The 20,175-nt window shown below is 48.6% G+C and carries 9 protein-coding genes; 2 read left to right on the forward strand and 7 right to left on the reverse strand.

The window, feature by feature from the left end; translation table 11 throughout:
- Positions 1-80: 80 nt before the first annotated feature.
- Together ACFORK_RS16105 and ACFORK_RS16110 are read right to left on the reverse strand one after the other, a co-directional pair.
- Positions 81-971 carry a carbohydrate ABC transporter permease gene (locus tag ACFORK_RS16105; RefSeq protein ID WP_379200661.1) on the reverse strand — a complete coding sequence of 297 codons (891 nt, stop codon included), beginning with the start codon at positions 969-971 and terminating at the stop codon, positions 81-83.
- 25 nt (positions 972-996) lie between these two features.
- Entirely contained in the window at positions 997-1,953 is a 957-nt protein-coding gene (locus ACFORK_RS16110) for an ABC transporter permease (protein ID WP_379200663.1), read from the reverse strand.
- Positions 1,954-2,179: 226 nt separating this feature from the next.
- Here ACFORK_RS16110 and ACFORK_RS16115 point away from each other — a divergent pair, with 226 nt between their 5' ends.
- Positions 2,180-3,943 carry a cache domain-containing sensor histidine kinase gene (locus ACFORK_RS16115; RefSeq protein ID WP_379200665.1) on the forward strand — a complete coding sequence of 588 codons (1,764 nt, stop codon included), beginning with the start codon at positions 2,180-2,182 and terminating at the stop codon, positions 3,941-3,943.
- Between the two features lie 845 nt (positions 3,944-4,788).
- Here the strand turns inward: ACFORK_RS16115 and ACFORK_RS16120 are convergent.
- The 4 genes from ACFORK_RS16120 to ACFORK_RS16135 all read right to left on the reverse strand — a co-directional run bounded on the left by ACFORK_RS16120 (position 4,789) and on the right by ACFORK_RS16135 (position 16,577).
- Positions 4,789-9,666 (reverse strand): S-layer homology domain-containing protein, encoded by a 4,878-nt coding sequence (locus ACFORK_RS16120; protein WP_379200667.1) that lies wholly within the window; start codon positions 9,664-9,666, stop codon positions 4,789-4,791.
- A 551-nt stretch (positions 9,667-10,217) separates the two neighbouring features.
- Positions 10,218-11,756, reverse strand: coding sequence for a response regulator (locus ACFORK_RS16125; protein WP_379200669.1), 1,539 nt, complete (start codon positions 11,754-11,756; stop codon positions 10,218-10,220).
- 273 nt (positions 11,757-12,029) lie between these two features.
- On the reverse strand, positions 12,030-14,354 hold the full coding sequence (locus ACFORK_RS16130) for a glycoside hydrolase family 95 protein (RefSeq protein ID WP_379200671.1): 2,325 nt from the start codon (positions 14,352-14,354) through the stop codon (positions 12,030-12,032).
- 15 nt (positions 14,355-14,369) lie between these two features.
- Positions 14,370-16,577, reverse strand: a complete 2,208-nt coding sequence (locus ACFORK_RS16135; RefSeq protein ID WP_379200673.1) for a beta-galactosidase trimerization domain-containing protein — start codon at positions 16,575-16,577, stop codon at positions 14,370-14,372.
- Positions 16,578-16,906: 329 nt separating this feature from the next.
- On the opposite strand from ACFORK_RS16135, the gene ACFORK_RS16140 reads away from it, so the two are divergent.
- The gene (locus ACFORK_RS16140) at positions 16,907-17,776 is read left to right on the forward strand and encodes a helix-turn-helix domain-containing protein (RefSeq protein WP_379200675.1); all 870 of its coding nucleotides are present in this window, start codon (positions 16,907-16,909) and stop codon (positions 17,774-17,776) included.
- A 164-nt stretch (positions 17,777-17,940) separates the two neighbouring features.
- On the opposite strand, the gene ACFORK_RS16145 is transcribed toward ACFORK_RS16140, so the two are convergent.
- The gene (locus tag ACFORK_RS16145; RefSeq protein ID WP_379200677.1) at positions 17,941-20,001 is read right to left on the reverse strand and encodes an alpha-galactosidase; all 2,061 of its coding nucleotides are present in this window, start codon (positions 19,999-20,001) and stop codon (positions 17,941-17,943) included.
- Positions 20,002-20,175 lie beyond the last annotated feature (174 nt).

Raw genomic sequence — 20,175 nt, forward strand, 5'->3', positions numbered from 1 at the left:
AGGTCTGTCACCTCACCCCCCTTCAGGGTCGCCAACCGGAGAAGTTGTCTCCAGCTGGCGTTCGGTTTTATTTAACCATATTAACTTTTAACAGCACCCAAAGTCATGCCTTTAACAAAATACTTTTGCAGGAATGGATATACAAGCACGATAGGCAAAGTCGCAACCATAGTCGCTGCCATCCGGATCGTATCGCTTGAGACGGCATTCCGCTTGGCCGAGTTGGCTAGCATCTGCGTCTGTGACACCATACTTCCGGTCTGGAACTGACTCAATATTTTGACGAGTACGGCTTGCAAGGTTTTCAGATCTGAGCTATAGGTGAACGCATAGGAGTCAAACCAGGAATTCCAATGTGAAATTGCCTGGAACAATCCGACGGTTGCAAGTACAGGCGTTGTCAGCGGCAGAACAATCCGGAAGAAAATTGTCAAATCATTCGCTCCGTCTACCTTTGCCGACTCTTCAATCTCATAGGGCAACCCTTCCATAAAGGTCCGGACAATGATCATATAGAAGACGTTCATCAAGCTTGGGAGAATGAATACAGAGAACGTATCAATCATATTCAGCGCTTTCAGAACCATATAATAAGGAATCAGACCACCGGCAAAGTACATCGTAAAGACGAAGTAAAGGTTCCAGCCTTTGCGTCCTACCAAATTCCGGCGGCTTAGCGGATACGCTAGCATCGTAATGACGAGGACTGACAGCGGTGCACCGATCACGGTACGTTTTACCGTTACCCAAAGACCGTTCATGATCTCACTGTCTTTCAAAATCTGATTGTAGCTATCCAGCGTCCACGCTCTTGGCCACAGGTAGACGCCTCCTCTTACCGTATCTTCCGCACTATTTAATGAAAGAACGAGAATGTTCCAAAAAGGCAGGAATGTAACCAGCAATACAATTGTGAGAACGAAATACACGATGAATTTAAAAATATGGTCTCCGAATCTACTTGAAATCATCACAAGCGCTCCTCTCCTGTTTTATTTAGAACAACGCCTGGTCGTTCACTTTTCTGGAAATGTTATTCACAATCACTACAAGAATAAAGGCGACGACTGATTTAAACATCCCCACGGCAGCCCCGTAAGAGAACATGCTGTTCTGTAATCCGTATTTATAAGCATAAATATCGATAACTTCCGAATATTCAAGAACTGTATTATTTTGCAGCAGGTATTGCTGTTCGAAGCCCGCGTTCAGAATACCGCCGACTGCGAGTATTCCCAGAATTACGATGGTTGGGCGCAGGGCTGGCAGTGTAATATGCCACATTTGACGGAAGCGGCTGGCTCCATCCACTCTTGCTGCTTCGTAAAGCTCCGGGTTAATAGCCGAAATCGCTGCAAGGTACATAATCGCGCTGAAACCCATTTCTTTCCACATATTAGATAAGGCGATAATCCACCAGAACAAAGGTCCATTCTGTAGGAAGGCCACCGGTTCTTTGACCACTCCCAGCATAACCAGGAAGTTGTTAAGCATTCCGTCCGAAGCCAGCAGTGTAATTACAATGTTCGCTGCGATAACCCAGGAGATAAAATGCGGCAGATATGAAACCGTCTGTGTAAAGCGCTTGAAGAATCCTTGTTTGGCTTCATTCAGCATCAATGCTAGTATGATTGGAGCAGGAAATCCGAATAACAGCGTCAGCAAGCTTGTCGCAAGCGTATTACGCATTACCCGATAGAAATCTCCTGTACTAAAGAAATATTCAAACCACTTTAAGCCGACAAATTCGGCACCGAAGAATTGATGTAAAAACGATCCTCCACCTGGCTGATAATTCGTAAAGGCCATATACAATCCAAACATAGGACCGTAAGAAAACAGCAATGTCGCAATAAAGGCAGGGAACATAAGTACAAATAACCACTTTTGTTCTTTTAGTCTGTTCCACAGACTGTTGCCCCTGACTGTTTTGATAGCGCTTGCTTTATACATCAAACACCCTCCCTTTCTCTTTATACAGTATGCCTAGCCATCTCTTGGCTTAACTTCTCTCCTCCTTATCTTAAGGCCGCTACAGGTTCCTTTCTATACTTCAATCCTCCGAATGATAGCGCTTTTTAAAGATGTTTTGCAGCAAACTATTGTTGGATTCCGATATTCAGTCTGCTATGATAAACTTGGTAAACGCCAAATACTCCTAAGAGAAAGGGCTTCTTCGATGCGTAAGTTTTATAAAAAATACTTCTATATGCCTTTCCTGAATCTAAGCTTTCGTTCCAAGTTGTTCCTGGTGTTCGTTGTGGTCACCATTGTTCCAATGATGCTATTGGCCTATATCTCATTTGAGCTGACAAAGTCCAAACTCACGGATCAAATCTATATCAACATGATGAATTCAACCGCCCAGATCACCAAGAATCTGGAGAACAAGATGGATAGCTATGAACATATTTCAGCTTCTATATATTTGGATAATAGACTGGCTAACTATCTCACAAGCGAATATCAGGATGACCCTTCATACCTGGATGTCTACAAATACATTGCCAATCGAATTGACACGGTGATGGCTGCCTACCCTGATTTTGATAGCGTATTCATATATTCGGATAATCCGTCGCTGCCCAAAGACAATTACTATATCAAACCAGTTACACTGGAGGTTAAAAGGACAGAATTATTCAAGCAGCTGCAGCATACCTACGGGAACATTGTTCATTTGTCCTCGCCGCAAACCCAGAATAGTCCCGCCATGTTCACACTGGCCAGGCAGCTGAATAATAACCGCAACCAATATCCGTACGGCATTCTGGTCTTCAGTATTTCCGAATCGGTCATTTACTCCTTAATGGAGAAAGAGGCCGGCGGAGGCGGGAAAGACATTTTTATTATCAACAATGACGGTATTATCCTGTCTTCGGGCGATAAACAATTATTGAACACAAGTCTGCCTGAGTTACTGAACCATAAGTTTGATGAAATGTCATCAGGCAGATTCGATACTACGTACAACGGGGAAAAGGCTTTTGCCGTATACAATACGCTCAAAAACGGTTGGAAGACGGTGTCCATCTTCCCGTATGACAGCATCATCAAGGATGCCCGGTCACTGTCACAAATCATTATCAAAATCTCTCTAGCCTTTATTGGTGTGGCTCTTTTGCTTATTTTTATCACTGCTTCGCTGTTCAGCAAACGTATCCGTACGTTAATACGCATGATCCGGCGCATTGAGCGGGGCGATTTCAATACGGCCAAGGAAGAGCATCTCGGCAATGATGAGATTGGTCAGCTGCATTTTGCCTTCCGACAAATGACGAACCGCCTGAAAAGCCTCATTACCGAGGTGTATCAGAAAGAGCTGTTGGGCAAGGAAGCGGAGCTGGATCTGCTGCAAGCCCAGATTAATCCTCATTTCCTGTACAATACCCTGGGCTCCATCTCTTCCCTAGCTATCAAGCATCAAGACCAACGGATTCAGGATATGGTCCTGAATTTGGCCAAGTTCTACCGTATCTCTCTTAATAAAGGGAAAAGCATCCTAACGATTAATGAGGAAATTAGGCTGACGCAAAGCTACAACGCCATTCAGTTGATTCGCTTCAAAGGCCAGCTGAATATTACCTACACGATCGATGAAGCCATCCTGCCTTACTCTACTGTGAAGCTGACTTTGCAGCCTTTCATAGAAAATGCGGTCATTCATGCCGTATGGAATCAGGAGAGCCCGCTGAATATTCACATCAAAGGGATCATCGAAGACAACGATATTGTCCTGTCAGTTATCGATGACGGCATGGGCATGAGGCCGGAGAAGCTGCAAACACTGCTGGAGGACAAGCCCGGTCGGGGCTACGGCATTTCGAACGTGGATCGAAGAATCAAACTGAAATTCGGTGAGCGTTACGGTGTTAAAGTGTATAGCCGACTGGGCATAGGGACCACAGTCCAGATCACCCTGCCGCAAAAGGTGATGTTGTAGGGGAGGCGCTGAGTGCTGGTTGCTTTGCGTAGTTGCTTCGAGTGTTGTTCAGAGTGTTGCTTTGAGTAGCTGCTTCGAGTAGTTGCTTTGAGTAGCTGCTTTGAGTAGGATGTACTCAGTCGCTTAGGTGGGCGCTCCACGAACGGACCGTTGTTCCAATCGCTGTTGTGCCCATATTTTTTCTGTTCTCTTTAGCGGTGAAATCTGGACACAAAAGCGAACGCTGCACTTTTTCTGCGAGTAGTTCCTTCCTCTTCGCAGCTTGTGCAGAAAAGTCACTTCAATATTGAATCCACACCAAAATCCGTTGCTACCCCGTCGAGTAACGGACTTCAGTGACTTTATTGTCAATATGCTCGATTGCTAGGATGCTAACGGACTCCAGTGACCTTATTGTCCATATGCTGGGTTGCTAGGCTAACGGACTCCAGTGACCTTATTGTTCATATGCTGGGTTGCTAAGGATGCTAACGGACTCAGATGACCTTATAGGCTGGCTGTCTGATCAAAATGCGAGGTTTTGGAGTAAATAGCGGCACTGGAGTCCGTTACATGTCCAAAACCCAGTTATATCGCAAATAGCGGCTGTACAGTCCGTTACACCCCTTGCGTAAGTTGGCCCTTGATGTGCGATTGACCCGAAACAAAAAGCAGCAGGTCTCCAAACGGAGACTTGCTGCTTTTTCACATCTTAGTATTGGATTACGATCTTCATTGAAGAATAAACTACTCTGTGACGAATTTCAGGATTTCAGGCTTTCAAATCTTCAAGTCTTCAGCCCCCACCCCTTCATCCTTCCAGTCCTTTACCCCATAATTCTTTACCCCACAGTCCTTTTCATTTCTTACTTCGCAATCAAGTTATAGATAACATGAGCCGCTTCCGCGCGGGATGCTATTCCTTTAGGTGCGAATTTTTCTGGGCTTTGGCCTTTAATCAGCCCAAGACTGGCGGCTTCATTCACAGAAGCCGTTGCCCAGGAGGAAACCAGGTCCAAATCTGTGAACGCTGCATCAGAAGCAACAGGTGCTTTGCCATGCTTCAGTTCATATGCCTTCATGGTCATCACCGTGATTTCTTCACGGGTGATCACTGCACTTGGCTCAAATTTATCTGCACTTCTTCCACTTACGATGCCAGCCTTGTACGCGATGGAGATCGGCTCCGCATACCAGGCGGTCGGTGCAACGTCAGCAAAGCTTGCTTCGCCCGTTTCATTCAGTCCCAGGGTATGAACCAGCATGGATGTGAACTCGGCACGCGTAACCGCACGTCCCGGTTCAAACTTGTCACCGCTAGTGCCTTGAACAAGCAGCTTAGCTGCTAGCTCCTTGATGACAGAGCTTGCCCAATGACTGGCTGGAACATCGGTGAAGGTCCGGTTCAGCTCCAGAACAGCATATTTGCTGAAATGGCTAATCTTGGCCGTCAGTACACCATCAGCGTAATCAGCTTGGATATACTCAAGCTTGCCATTATCAGCAATATAATAGATGCCTCCACGCGAAGCGTTAAACCCGTCGGCTGCAGTTAGACTCAGCGTAATCGGTTGATCAAACGTAGAGAGTGTTTGTGTTGTGCCTGTTTTTGAAGTAATCGACAGACTAAATTCATAAATATCACCCTTGAGTGCTACATCACCATGAATAGTTCCCGCAGCAGCGGCAACCACCTCATTGGCTTTACTGCCAAGCGGCACCATCTTCAGGGAGATCGTGCTGTCTGCCCGCTGCTCAGCAGGCAGCTTGTTCTGCAGCTCGTGGATCAAATCTGCAGGCACTTGGAGCGAGAGCTTGCCGGATTTTACTTCCAGCGTGTGATTGCCGAGTTGAAGAATCGCCGCAGGGGACAGCTGTATTTCCTGTGTATCTCCCTTGATGTCCACAACTGCTTTATTACCTGTACTGTCTACTTTCAGCATATCTGCTGTGATGCTAAGCGGTTTAGCGACATTGGTTGTATCTACAATAACACCTGGGACGCTGCTGCTGGTATTGCCATTATTTCCGCTATTACTGTTGTTTCCGTTGTTACTGTTATTGCCATTGTTGCCGTTATCCCCGGGATTGGCAGGCACATCGGGATTTCCCGGGTTCTCTGGGTTTCCTGGATTGCCCGGATTTTCCGTGGTGGCAGCTTTGACTGTAATCTCAGCCGTTGCCTTAAAGCCACCATCAACCGTCTTCACAGTAATCGTCGCCTTGCCAGCTGCTACAGCGGTTACCTTACCATTCTCTACACTAGCTACTGTGGCATCGCTTGAAGTCCAGGTTACCGATTTGTTGGTCGCCACTTCCGGGTTCACTGTTGCAACCAGCTTGCCGGCGTCGCCAACGGTCAGTGTAAGCTCCGTTTTATCCAGAGTAACGCCTGTTACCGGCTTCGGACTTGCTGTCAATTTAACCAGTTTCGATTCTGCTTTTTCCAAAGTCAATGCCAAGGAACCAGTTACGGACGAAGTCTCTCCCGTCCACAAGTCTTGCATCGTATAGGATTCCGAAGCATCCAATCCAGCACGGGCAAAATCAACGGTTTTGTTGGCCGAAGCATTAGCACTATAGTTGAATACCGCCAGGTAATAATCGTTGCCATCCTTCAGTACAAATGTATCTGCAGCATTAGCGTTCGTATTACCTTCCAATGGTTTGAAGGCTTTTCCTTTCAAGGCCACTTCAAGTACGTCTGTGTTGTTGTAAAGGGCAGTCATGTATTCCTGCGCTTTAGGATTGTTCACATCATCACTATCCAGCATCACCGTTCCGGCGATGACGCCAGAGTTCACGCGGCTGCGGGCTTCGGTCAAGCTGGAAGCACGGCTGAGTGCCAAATGATCCGGGTCTGTGTACGGATAGATCGTTCCATTTTGCCAGAAACCGTAGGTCAATGAATTCAACATGTATTCGGTCTCATTAATGCTACCGTAGGTGTCACAGGAAATCCGTCTGCTGTGCGCATATTGGCTCGGGAAGATCGGAGCGATAGATTCGCTGATGAACATGGACCCATCCAGACGGTCTTCGACATAAGCCATTCCTTGATTATAAGCCTGAATCCCTGTTGTCACGTTCGGGTCATAGTGTTGACCTTCCAGCGAGCCATGCGTCAGGAAATCCAATTTGATAAAAGTGAAGCCAAGATCCTTGAATTTATCCAGGAAATAATTCATGCGCAGTTTGGTACCTGGATGTGTCACATCGAGGGCATAAGCCCCGTCCAGAGTCGGCAGTGGGTTACCCTCAGCATCCCTGAGGACGATGTCGCCATACGTATACTGACCATTGGTCCCATCTACCGTCTGACTCATATTGTCGCCCCAGTATACAAACGGCCCCCAATAAATACCTGCATGCTGCCCATTGCCTTTAATGACAGAGACAACGTTTTCAAGCTGCTGATCACTCAGATTATCCCAATAGGAGTCCATATTGATGAATACATTACCGTTATTGTTGAAGTCCTTCAGGTTCTCTTTGAAATAGTTGGAGACATCCACTACGTCCTGGTACGAAAGAGTGTGCTCATAAGCTCCCCAACTGTTCCAGCCCACTGGTACACCTTGCGGCAATTCCGGATTCAGCTCCAGCGGAGGCGTGATGATTGCGTTGGCTTTCCCGTATTCTTCAAGCCCAGTGCGGTAATCGCTGAATCCACCTACCATAACCAGCGGTGAGGATAGCTCCATGCCTGTCAGGCTGCCGTGTGGTTGGGTGTCGCGGGTAACATCACTTGCTGCACCCCCATAGACTGCCAACTCGTTGAGTCGGTTGGAAGAGCCTTTCCAGTCAATGCCTGTCTTCCAGGTGTCATGCGTCACGGAACCGATGATAAGCCCGTTACGTGTCGAATTGTTAAAAATAGCTGTCATCTCATAGCTAGTATCTGCCCGATTCATCGTTTGAGATTTGTAACGAATCCAGGCATCGTTGTCAAAAGGCACGGTCAGCACACGGTTATCCGTGCTGGCGCCAATGTCTACACCACCTGTACGTTTTACTGTAATCGGTGACATATAATTGCTCTTCATCGCCGTATCACTGGCTGCATCCAGACGGGTCAAGAAATATGTTCTGTCTTCATAGAATTTGTAAACTTGTTTCAGTGTTGGCTTACCGGCAGAGGTATGAACGAATGTTAGCTCGACCCCTTTGCCGAAGCCGTCCTGAATCTCCACCGGTGCTCCGGCGCTTGCATGATTCTCATAGCTTTTAGTCTCTACAAGATCACCACCGAGCTTAATACTGCTGTAGATCCCTGTCAGTTTCTGTCCATCAGCCCAGTTGTAACCGGCATATCCGGTCTTGGTATTATAGGACACTTGATAATGTCCGTTCGATACCAGCAGGCCGTAAGTATAATCGGTAACCGTGATTGCCCCGTAGCTATGCGTATCGCCCGGTGTTCCCAGGTCACCCACTTCTTCACCCGGATTCCCTGGCTCTGAGCCCATCGCTGGTTCTACGATAATGCGATCCAGATCCGGTGCGTACCAGTTGCCGTCCGAGAAAGTGATCGTATTCTCACCCTCATTTAGCGGGAGTGTAATATCATAGGTGCCAACCGTTTCCCAGTCTGCCGTCTTCGGCAGCTCGTAGTATTGCTCCGCGCCCCCATTGGCGCTGACATAGAAGCTGCGTGGGTCACCAGAAATGTAGGCTACAGTGATTTTGTAATCACCGGTCATAGGAGCCATAATCTTTTTGAAGATCAGAGAGCTGCCACCATTCAGGTAACCTACCTTTTTGCCGCCAGAAGCATTGAGGCTGTCGACGACGCGGGCTTCGCCGGTCAATTCATTGACAGATGATTCTGCTTCATAGCTGATCGTATAAGGAATCACTTCGATCTTATCCATATCCGGAGAATACCAGTCATGGTCTGAGAAAGTGATCGTATTGGTACCCGCATGCAGGATCACTTCTACATCATAAGTGCCTAGCGTGTTCCAACTTGCCGTCTTAGGCAGATCAACCAGCTCATCCGGTCCATTATTCACCTGCATATACACAGGGCGTTGGTCGCCGGAAATATATGAAATGCGGATCAAGTAAGTTCCTTCTGCCGGTGCATTAACATTTGTGAATGTCAAAGAACTATTCTTGTATAGACCCGTTACTTTTTTACCACTAGAGCTGACACTGCTGTCTTCCACCTTGGCATTGCCTGTAATAATGTTCTCAGGCGCCTCTGCCTCAATGACTACACCGCGTAGATTCTTCTTCCAGTCGACTTCATGACCTTCTCCTGGATTGCTATTGTCGAGTCCACGAATTACGATTTTGTCGATGTCTGGAGAATACCAGTTGTTATCATCGATCAAGATTGTATTGACTCCCGCGTTCAAAGGAAGTGTCACATCGTAGGTACCCACTGTCTCCCAGTTCTGTGTCTTGGGCGGTTCTTCGAACTGCTTGTCGCCGCCATTCGCGCTGATATTGAATGGACGCGAATCGCCAGAAATATAGTGCACAGTAATTTTATAATTTCCGGTCTCGCTCACTACTACATTATTGAACTGCAAGGAACTGCCTTGATAGATACCCCCGACCTTCTTGCCGCCGGAAGCTGAAGTAAGATTCGAAATAGAAGCGTTACCGGTCAGTGTATTTCCTTCTGCCTCAGCCTCATAGGTGTTTGTATCATCGGCATATACCGTCCTGGCGAACTGGCCGCTACCAGTAATCACCAGGCAGATCATGATGAGGAACAAAAATCCTTTTTTCATTACCTGCCCAAGCATAACATCCCTCCGTTTGGTGTTGTATAGTTAGTGCTTTCTCGTTGCCAATTCTTCTGTTGCTCACTTTAATACTCGGGCCATGTTGCTCAAATCAAGTGATTCAAAGGAATCCAAGCGCCGGAAAATGCCGTTAACTCAAAAATGATATCGCTTCCACAACTAGACGTAGCAGCCCCCTGACTGATTGCTTACCAACGGACATCTGTCCAGCTGGTCACAGGGAGATAGATCATCTGCTGTATCATTGTGCAGCTACACGCATTTCTGTAATCGCTTTCGCAAAAAGCTATCGAATGCTTCTTCTCCTTTCTGTCTTTGTCTGCCACCCCTGTAAGCGCTGTCGAATTATAATAACTGAAAGATTCCCTTTGATTGGCCTTGATGGTTTCAGCCCGTCTCTTGCACTTAATTTTGAATACATGCCTAATTGTAAAAAGCGGGCAGAGAATTATCTATATCGTAATCTTACTATTCATAGAGGAAAGCGTCTTTCATTCACCATTCTCTAGGGGACAGGCACTTCCGTACTGGCATAATCAAATATTTTTCCTGTATTCGTTCGGTGTAACTCCCTGGTTCTTCAGGAATAGAGAAATAAAATAGGATGTACTTTCATAACCTACTCTCTGGGCGATATCCTGAATTTTGAGTGAGCCGTCTGCCAGCAATTCTTTGGCCTTATCTAGCCGAATTCGGGTCAAATAATCGTGAATCGTCATACCGGTCTTATCTTTAAAAATGGAGCGCAAATAGTTCGGCGACAAATAAACCTGATCAGACAGGCTATTGATGGTAAGCGGCTGATCATAATTCTGATCAATCATGGTCCGGACCTTGTGGATCAACTTTGCATTTTTGTCCATAAAGCGCTCGCCTAATAAGCTCACAGCATTCTCGGCAGTCCCCAGAATCAGATCCTCAATCTCATTCAGAGTCAGCGCATTATAGATGGAATGGTATAATTCTGCCCGCTTGAAGCCCTCGGGAACAGGTTCATGCAGCTGCTCCAGCAGCTCATCCAAGAGATCAATGGACCAATCGCAGATAATTTTTTTCTTGATTCGTAGCGTAGCCATTCCTTCGATATGCCGGTGCAGATTCTGTGCAGCCTGCTCGAATTCCAGCCGATTTATGGCATCAAACCACTCTTTTCTGGCAAAAGGCGGTACATGTTCGGTGTAGAACTGGTTACTAACGGCATTGGCATGAATAATCGTACCCGTACCTTCATAGAATCGCTCATTTAAAACAACACGCATCCCCTCATAGAGATGATAGACTCCAATTAATTCGGCATCCTGGCCGCCGACAGCAGCTGTCACCGTGAACTCCAGCGTACCTCGAATGGCTTCGCCCAAGTCCTCCCATGCATAATGACCCGGTTGCTCGGACGCTTCCATATACACGCCTATCTCCCCTTCCTTGTAGGGAACAAAGACAACCTCCAGATTCTTCGCCTTAAAAAAGTGATCCAGAAAAGACACCAGTCGACCCATGCAGTCTTCTAGACTCTGCTGCCCCTCAGCCTCTTTGGGGTCGATACTAAACAACGCCAGCGCATAGCGATTACTCTCCGGCAGGCGGGTTAGTTTGCTAAAGCTGGATGCCAATTCGGCGGTGCGTTCGGCGTTTTTTTCATAGGAAAGCTCCTTGAAAATATTAGATTTGGCGGCCTCCATAGAGCGCTTCCTCATCCGGGCTTCCTCGCAGCGCTGCTTCACTTTTTCGATAACGCTTACAATCTCATTTAAATCAAGCGGTTTCAATAAATATCCGACAGCACCTACGTTAAGGGCCGATTTTACATAATGAAATTCATCATGCCCAGTCAGGAACATCACCTGCATTCCGTCATAGCACTCATGTATATTTCTAGCCAGATCAATTCCGTTCATAATTGGCATTTGAACATCCGTAAGCACAATATCCGGCTGTGTGGCCTCGATTTTCTCCAGAGCCTCTCGGCCATTGTTTGCTGTTCCGACGACGTAAATACCCATTTCTTCCCAGCGAATATAATCCCTCATCATCTCGAGTCCAAGTTCTTCATCATCCACGAGAAAAATACTGTACATTGAAGTCCCCTCCTCCTTGTTGTCTGCTCTGTCTCTATTATATTCTTTTCCTCCACACCAACCATGGTACAAATAAAAGAAAGTTATTTTCAAGCATAAATTGTTAAATTGGAGTGTTTCACCGTACATTTCACACATAAAAAAATAGTGGTGCAGGAAGTTAAATCCTACGCCACCATCTATATTTTGTCTACTAATATTCGGATTTTTTATTAAAATTCCAGATTATCATCGTAATGAAATGTCGTCAGACCCTCAAATCTGGATGCAGTCCTACAACACTTCCAACTGGGTATTAAACCTATAGCTTCTGCCGATCTCTGCATTAAAAGTCGTTCTTTGATCGCTCCAGCGTACCGTCACCATTCCTGGCGAGAAAGTATGAACCACGGCTTCCGTCAGCCGACCGTTCTCCCAGATGATGTCGACCTCAGCATTGCCTTTGGCCCGCAGCCCGCTTACTTCCCCTGTACTCCATGCTTCTGGCAACGCCGGGAGCAGATGAATCTCATTCGCATGGCTTTGCAGCAGCATTTCCGCAATGACAGCCGTACCGCCGAAGTTTCCGTCGATCACAAAGATGTTACTCTCCGCTCCGGCAATGCCAGATTTGGAGTAAGTGAACAGGTTATCGAAGCATAAACCGCCGATCAAATGGGAGATATGCTTGTAGGCTTTCTCCCCGTCATGCAATCTGGCAAAGCCTAGGCCGAACAAGGCCGCTGTGAATTCCACATCCTCCAGTTCATCCTGAACCATCCGGTTCTCCAGCGTCACTCTTACTGCCGCACTGAGCTCTGGTGTCCGGTCTGGTGTGATTTGACTTGCAGGATACATTGCGAATAGATGAGACAGGTGCCGGTGTTCTGGCTGTGCCTCCTCATAGTCCTCCAGCCACTCCTGCAGCTGACCCTTCTTACCGATCTGCAGCGGCGGTAATATGGCGATAGCTTCCTCCAGTTCCCGTTGCAGTTCTACGTCCCGATCCAATAGTGTTGCCGACTTCAGGCAGAATTCGAAAAGCTCGCGTACCAGAATCTGATCCATGGTCGAACCCATGGATAACTGCTGTGCACCCTCACTAGTATCACCGGGGTAGAAAGAATTCTCCGGCGAGTTAGAGGGGCCAGTCACCAGCCAGCCATACTTAGGATGCACAATCATGTAGTCCAGGTAGAAAGCAGCTGCCTCTTTGAGTACCGGATAAGCCTGAGACTCAAGGAAGTCCCGATCCTGGCTGAATTCATAATGCTCTATTAGATGTGTCGCGAGCCATAGTCCGCCAGTGACATTGAGTCCCCATGAGGTCTCCCAGCCCGGAAGCGTGAAGCCCCAGACATTAGAGAATACGTGGGCGACCCAGCCTTCACTACCGTATAAATTACGAGCAGTTGATCTCCCCGCCTGAGCCAGATCTTCAACATAACGCATCAGTGGAAGATGGCTGTCCCCCAGATTGGTCACCTCTGTCGGATAGTAATTCATCTGGGTGTTAACATCCATATGATAATCACAGCTCCAGCCCATCCGGCAGGCTTCGCCATCATTCCAGATGCCCTGAAGATGCAGCGGCAGCGGTGAATCTCCCCGTGAACCAGCAATTGTTAGGTAACGTCCATATTGCAGGAATAAGGCAAACAGTTGCGGATCTTCTTGCCCGCCCTGGGCCAGTAATTGAATACGCTGATCGGTTGGGAGACTAGCCTTGTCAGAGACACCAAGCTTGATATTCACCTTGCCATACTGCTGACTGTAATCGGCGATATGATCCTCTCTGAGCCGGGCATAGCCTTTGTTCACGGCCTGCTTTAAGATCTCCGCACTTTCCGTTTTCCAGTCCTCGCCGGTCCGGCGATAATCCGTGCTGACGGCAAAGTAGATCTGGGCCTCATCCGCCCCGGTCACCGTCAATTGGCCGTCCCGGCTCTGAATCGTACCGCCGGTGATGATCACCTTGACACAACCCTGAGCCCAGACGCCACATGCACCATTGCTGTGTACTTTTTCTGTAGCCTGCCCTTTGAATTCCAGCGTGGTGTCGTCCGAAGCTACGGTTATGAACGACTCTGTCCCTCCCTCCAAATGGAGCGTGAAGGAGACCGCGCCTGGGGCGTCACTCCAAATTCGTGAGGCCACGAGATCATCGGCATGGGTAGCAAAAACCTCCCGATGCAGCGTGGTTCCATTGACCTTGGCCACCGCTCCGGCCACCGCGCTACTCAAATCCAGTTCGCGCTGGAAGAGTCCAGCTTCACCAGATTGTGACTCCTGGTCGGTAAATTTAATAACAACCTCACATAAACCGAGGTTTGTACCGAAATTCCGCTTTTTCGGCTGCAAGTGCTGTTTGGCTAGAGAATCGCCAACTGCATAATCGCCGGCGAAGAAATGCTGACGCATCTCTTCCAGTGCAGTTTTCCCCTCACCAGGAAGAAGCTCTGGATCGCTCTGACCAGACCAGTAGGTGACTTCGCTCATACTCCACACCTCGCGGTGCGAAGCGGCCATGACAACGGCCCCTGTTCTTCCGTTCCCAAGTGGCAGACCTTGAGACCAACCCGCTGCAGGGGTCAGATACCATAGTTTAAAATCGCTCATATCCTTATCTCCTGTCTATAATATGATCTGTACAATCGCGTGTAGCTCCAGCACCGGCAACTCAATGATCGCTCGGCTTCCATCCCATTTCCATGCCAACTCCGTGTTCTCCGGCTGTAGCAGAACCCTGGTTGGCTTCGTAGGCACTGCTACCTGAAAGGAAATACCCTGAACCGGCACTATCTCTTCATTATGAATCACATAACCTGGGCGCTTCTGCGCGAAATAATTCAGGAAATGCACCAAGAGCTCCTCACCGGAATCCGTACGGCGAGCATTTAAGACCATCTCGACATGAAGCGGCTTTTGCACCTGGATCATTCGAGTCGCTTTAGGGTAAATATCTTCTATACAAACATCCAGCCATTCCCTGATCAGACGATGTCCTTCAAGGTAATACAACGCGAACAGATCACCGTTCAAGTACATAACACTGCCTTGTCCATAGCTGTGCAGCGTCACCGCTGGAGCTGCCACTTGGTTCCCGGCAGGGGCAGCACCCACTGTCGTATAATGCCGCCAATCCTCACGCCGTTTACGGCTATCAGCCCAGACTTCCTCCACTGGCTCCAGCAGCTCTGCTAACGTTTCTGCTCCCTCAAGCTCAGCTTGGAGCGCGGTGCCCCAGGCTTGCAACCGGATCTGGCCGAACGCCAGCTTGCCCGCAAGTTCATCCCCGGCCTGCCAGTAATGCAGCGGGGCGGGAAGCTCCGCACTACGCTTCAGACCCAACAGTCCAGCGAAAAGATCGCCCTGGCGTCTGCGCCCCTGCTCATCCCACAGGCCTGATCTGCCTGTGACAATCAGTCTGCCGCCATTCTCTACATAGGTCTCCAGAGCGGTAATTGTAGCCTCCTCCATGAGACATTGATCCGGCACTATAACCAGTGCCTGACGGTCAAGCTGTTCCCTTAATGTCGCTTCGTCATAGATGAGATGCTGAATACCCATCTCAACCAGAAACTGCGATGCGCCGTCCACACGGTCCATTCGCGATTTGGGCAGCGCACCCCAGTACTTGTCGCGTCCCCATTCCGCTCCAGCCACCGGCCCCAGCAGCTGGGATGGCAGGCTGGCCAGCACTGCCACTTCCGGCACGATATGGGTGCCTGTGGCGTAGGGCTCCCGTTCCTGCATAAATTCATGAACGGCCCCCAGCTCCCGGTACACCGCAGGCTCCAGCCGCCCGTCCGGATAAGGCTGATCCGCGAAGAAACCTCTCGCCCCCACGGCCAGAATCGTAGCCATCTCCAGCTTCCAGTCAGTGGTTGGACGTATTTGCCACTCGCCCCAGCCGTGAAACCGCTCATTCATATAGTCAAAGGTCAGCCCCGTGGTGGCCTGATAACGTCCTTCCTTACTGAAAATCATCTCATGATTAGCTCCGAAATGGACCGGATCACAGGATAACCAGTCTAGTCCTAGCTCCTTCGGGGTCAGCCAGCGTACAAACTTGCCGCCCTCCATCAGCGGGAGGCCATAGAAATATTTGCCGAGGTTATTCTCCGCCACCAATGTCTCCGGTGAAACCTCCTTCACAGCGGCGACGAGCTTGCGTACATAATGAAAGATCTGCCCCCGCCGCCATAGGCGCCATTGCAGCCATTCAGGACTATTCAATTCTTCACCGGGTTCAGGCATTGACCCCTGTGGCAGCTCTCTGCCCGTATCTTCAAGGAACAATTTACGGCAGCTCTCACAGTAGCAAGGATATTCCACGGTCCAACTGCCGCCGTCGATCCAGACAGCATCCGGCTCATGACGAGCTACGGCTTCTTTCAGGAGCGGAAGATAATACTCGTCCAGAAAGCCGGAAGAGATACAGGCCTGCGAGGCTTCATGCTGCAGCCAAGCCCCCCTCGTCAAAGTGCCATCCTCAAGCACACGCAGCCATTCAGGATGATCCTTTTGCAAATGTACACTTGTGAACGCATTCAAATATAAAATCGGGCGGATGCCAGCATCTTTAAGCGCGCGTGACATCAGACCCGTATAATCGTTCCGCAGTCCGGGATGCGTAGGAGCGATATCCGAAGGGTAAAAGGTATGTCCATAATGGTCATAGGCGAAAAATTCAACCGCCTGAATTCCAGCTTCCTTAAACATTGCCGCCTGCCGCCGCGCCTCTTCTTCTGTAAACCCGCCAGCTACAGCTTTCATCCATTCCGGCTGATGATAGTCCAGATGCAGCTTGCGGAAGGTAGTATTTATCCAATTACTCATTGTTTTCACCTCTGTACTATTGATTGTACTTTGCGTCTAATGTTGTTAATTACTCCGCTATGCATAAATAAAATTTAGGGACATCTACATCGAAATCATATCTCCCAGCTTCAAATCCCTGTTCTTTATCAAGCTCCTTTATTGACTTACATACAGTTATTTCCCACTTTAGTTCCTATCAATAGAAGCTTACGGATTCATTGCATTCATAGTATCATCGGGGCACTCCTCTGTCTTTGCCCGCGGGTTCATTCATTTGACGATTTGTACGGTCACTTGTATGATGCAATAGAGATCAGGTCAATGAGACCAGAAAGTGAAGGCACAGCATGAATAAACTGTCCGCAATCACGCCCTATGTTGGTGAGAGTATGACTTATCAGTATGACGGCAGCAGTAATGAAAATTTACGCGTCTGCAATTCCTATGCGTTTCATCTCTTTATTGATGGCCCCGGCGAGATGGAAATTGACGGAAGACATTATCCTATTGAGCGAGGCACACTGATTTTCCTGCGTCCGGGCCAGCCCCACGCCTTTCATATCTCGCCTGCTCATCCGCTCTCGTCCTACAATTTCTATTTCGATTTATGGGACAATCGCTCCCCGGTGTCCGTTAATCATTCATTTATCTATGCACCAGAACCCCTCAGCTTTGAAAAGAAAGCGCTCGAAGCACCCTGTTCCGAGCTGGATCAACTGCCCTGCGTGTTTTCGCTGGCTGCTCATCCTATGCTCTATGACAGTCTAGTGATGATTGCCAAGGCGCACAACGATGCACAATTTTACCGATTCGAAGCTGTGAACAGCTATATGTATGCCTGGATCTTGAGCTGGTACAATGCGCTGCATCTGCATCAGCCAAGCGATTATCGTATTGTCCGCCTGCTGGAATACCTGAATGCCCATCCCGAGCGCGGTGAATCCATTGAGGACTGGGCCAGGATGTGCGGATTGAAGCGAACCTATTTCCATGAACTATTTCAGCGCGAGACCGGGGTAACGCCGCGTACTTATCATCACAACCTGGTTATGCGGCGCGCAGCAGGCCTTCTGTTGGAAAGTGAACTAAGCGTGACCGCAATCGCCGAGAAGCTGGGCTATCCTTCCATCCATCCCTTCTCAAGGCACTTCAGTGCTAGTTACGGTGTGAATCCGACGCAGTATCGCCTGAATCCACGAAGCCGGATTCGAATGTAGATCATAGGGCAGTCAACAAACAAAACGCGCTATCCGCAAGAAACGGAAGCGCGTTTTGTTTGTTTTTTTATATAACCGCTAAGGAGTTCTGTATGTCTTGGTAAATCATTATCATCGTGCTATCCTGGCACATGTTTTCTTTGCCAGCAAGATGTGATTGTTTATCAATCTGCCTTTACCGTCAATTTGAATATTTTGGATTCGGCTGGCTCCAGATTCAGCGTCAGAACACCCGCTACTTCTCCTTGTGAACCTTCCCACAGATCTTGAAGGCTATAACGCGCCGTGGCATCTAGTCCAGCACGTTCCAGGGAGATGGATTTATGCGCAGCTTGTGCAGCATCGAAGTTGAAGACCGCCAGATAGAAAGCATTCTCTTCTGTAGCTTCTAGCACAAACAAGTCGGAAGCCTGCTTGCCAAGGTCTCCTTCCACAGGACGGAAAGTCTGGCCCAAGCGAGCTACATGCATGATCTCCTTATTGCCCAGCCATTCTTTTGCCCGTGCAGCAGCCTCTTCCTTGCGGAAGTCATCCCCCATCAATAGCACTGTACCAGCGATGACCGATGCGGTCAGGCGGCTTCGGCCTTCATGCCACCCAGTAGCCTCCTGGTTAAAGCTCTTGTATAGCACGGAATGGTCCGGATCATTGTAACGGTACAATGTATTGCTCATCCACCAGCCGTGTGTCAGCGAGTTCAACAGATACTCGGTATCTTGCAATGTCCCGAAGACGTCGCAGGATACGCGGCGGCTGTGTGCAAAAGCATAAGGGAACAGCGGAGCGATGGACAGATTAATGAAGAACGGCCGGCCAATGACTTCCGGTGAGAGCTTGTTCTGCAAGTAAGTCATACCGTAATGGTAAGCCGCGATTCCGGTTGTGATCTCCGGATTGTGATGCTGTCCTTCCAGCGCGCCATGTACCAGGAAATCCAACTTAATGTATTCGAACCCTTCTGAGATGAATTTGTTCGTGAACCAATCGATTCTCTGCAGGTTGCCGGGGTGTGTAGGGTCAATAGCCAGTCCGCCGTCAACATCCGGCAAAATCTCACCCTCACTGTCTCGCAGCAGAATATCTCCATAAGTGTATTTGCCGTCTGTCCCTTCAACAAGCTGTCCGAATTGCGCCGGACTTCCCCAGAAGGCAAATGGTGTCCAGTACGTTCCCGCTCTATGACCGTTCTGACGTACACGTTCTAGCGCATCCTTCATTTCTTCCGGGGTAAAGTTATCCCAGAAAGCATCGAAGTTGATGTACACGGTGTCCTCGCTTTGGAAGCCGAGCGGCTGCACTTCATTTTTCAAAAAATCACTGGTCGATGTGTACAAGTCATAATTCAACTCCGTCATCGCCGCCGACCAGCTATTCCAGCCTACAGGAACGCCACCCTCCCATGGAAGCTGGGCTTCAATCCAGGTGTTGGCCCGGCCATAGGCTTCGAGTCCTTCCCGGTAATCTTCGTAGAAGCCGATAAATACGAGCGGGGATTCCACTCTCTTGCCCTTCACATAACCGTGCGCTTGGCTATCGCGGGTCAGCTCACTAGTAGCACCGCCGTAAAGATCAAGCTCCTCGATCCCGCCGACCTTTTCACTTTTAATACGAATACCCGTTTTCCACACTTTGTGACTGATGGAACCCATAATAATTCCCCGGCGGCTGTCTGCCGCGAACAAAGCCGTTGCCTCATAGCTCTCGATATCCAGCGGCGGTTTTACAACTGTATAACGAACCCATTTGTCATTGTCGAACGGTACACGCAAGATACTGAGTTCCTCTGGCTGTCCTGTTGCTCCGCCTACAATCACTTCTCTGGTCTGCACAACGGCGAGACGGTTGGTCTTCAGCTCTTCATCACTTACAATTGCGCTTTGTACAAGGACAAAAGATGAAGATTCATAAATATAGAAATGCTGCTCCAACTGCGGCAGCAACGATGTTTCGTGCAAGATCACCAGATGGATGCCTTTCCCGAAGCCTTCACGAACAACCTCTTCCTGTGACTTCAGTTGGTGGCTCTCATAGTGTTCTGTACCGTATTCCCGGCCCTGCCAGCGGAATGCGCTACGGATTCCCTTCACATGTGAGGTGTTGCTCTCGATGCTAGCTCCACCTTTTACGAGATCAATCTCCAGGCTTACATGACCGTTCGTCACCCGGATCAGAGCTTCGTCCTGTTGTTCTACTTGCACTTGTACAGATGTATCGCTAGTTAGCATAAGATGCCTCCTTAATGTTTCATGCTGGTCCTTGAGTAGAATAAGCACTGCCCTTACCCAAGTCTGCCCTCATTATAAAGAGAGAATAAAGCGTTTACCATGCAACGATCTTCCGATCCATATCGCGATTTAACACTGTTCGAATCTGGTGTCCTGTCGTACGAAGTAGCCAAG

This window comes from Paenibacillus sp. GCM10012306 (genome assembly GCF_042649265.1).
Lineage (GTDB): Bacteria > Bacillota > Bacilli > Paenibacillales > Paenibacillaceae > Paenibacillus_AQ.

Excerpts from the sequence above, each read along its gene's own strand:
- ACFORK_RS16130 (WP_379200671.1), bottom strand. The coding sequence starts at position 14,354 with ATGAGCGATTTTAAACTATGGTATCTGACCCCTGCAGCGGGTTGGTCT.
- ACFORK_RS16145 (WP_379200677.1), bottom strand. The coding sequence starts at position 20,001 with ATGCTAACTAGCGATACATCTGTACAAGTGCAAGTAGAACAACAGGAC.
- ACFORK_RS16140 (WP_379200675.1), top strand. The coding sequence starts at position 16,907 with ATGAATAAACTGTCCGCAATCACGCCCTATGTTGGTGAGAGTATGACT.
- ACFORK_RS16120 (WP_379200667.1), bottom strand. The coding sequence starts at position 9,666 with ATGAAAAAAGGATTTTTGTTCCTCATCATGATCTGCCTGGTGATTACT.
- ACFORK_RS16135 (WP_379200673.1), bottom strand. The coding sequence starts at position 16,577 with ATGAGTAATTGGATAAATACTACCTTCCGCAAGCTGCATCTGGACTAT.
- ACFORK_RS16110 (WP_379200663.1), bottom strand. The coding sequence starts at position 1,953 with ATGTATAAAGCAAGCGCTATCAAAACAGTCAGGGGCAACAGTCTGTGG.
- ACFORK_RS16125 (WP_379200669.1), bottom strand. The coding sequence starts at position 11,756 with ATGTACAGTATTTTTCTCGTGGATGATGAAGAACTTGGACTCGAGATG.
- ACFORK_RS16115 (WP_379200665.1), top strand. The coding sequence starts at position 2,180 with ATGCGTAAGTTTTATAAAAAATACTTCTATATGCCTTTCCTGAATCTA.
- ACFORK_RS16105 (WP_379200661.1), bottom strand. The coding sequence starts at position 971 with ATGATTTCAAGTAGATTCGGAGACCATATTTTTAAATTCATCGTGTAT.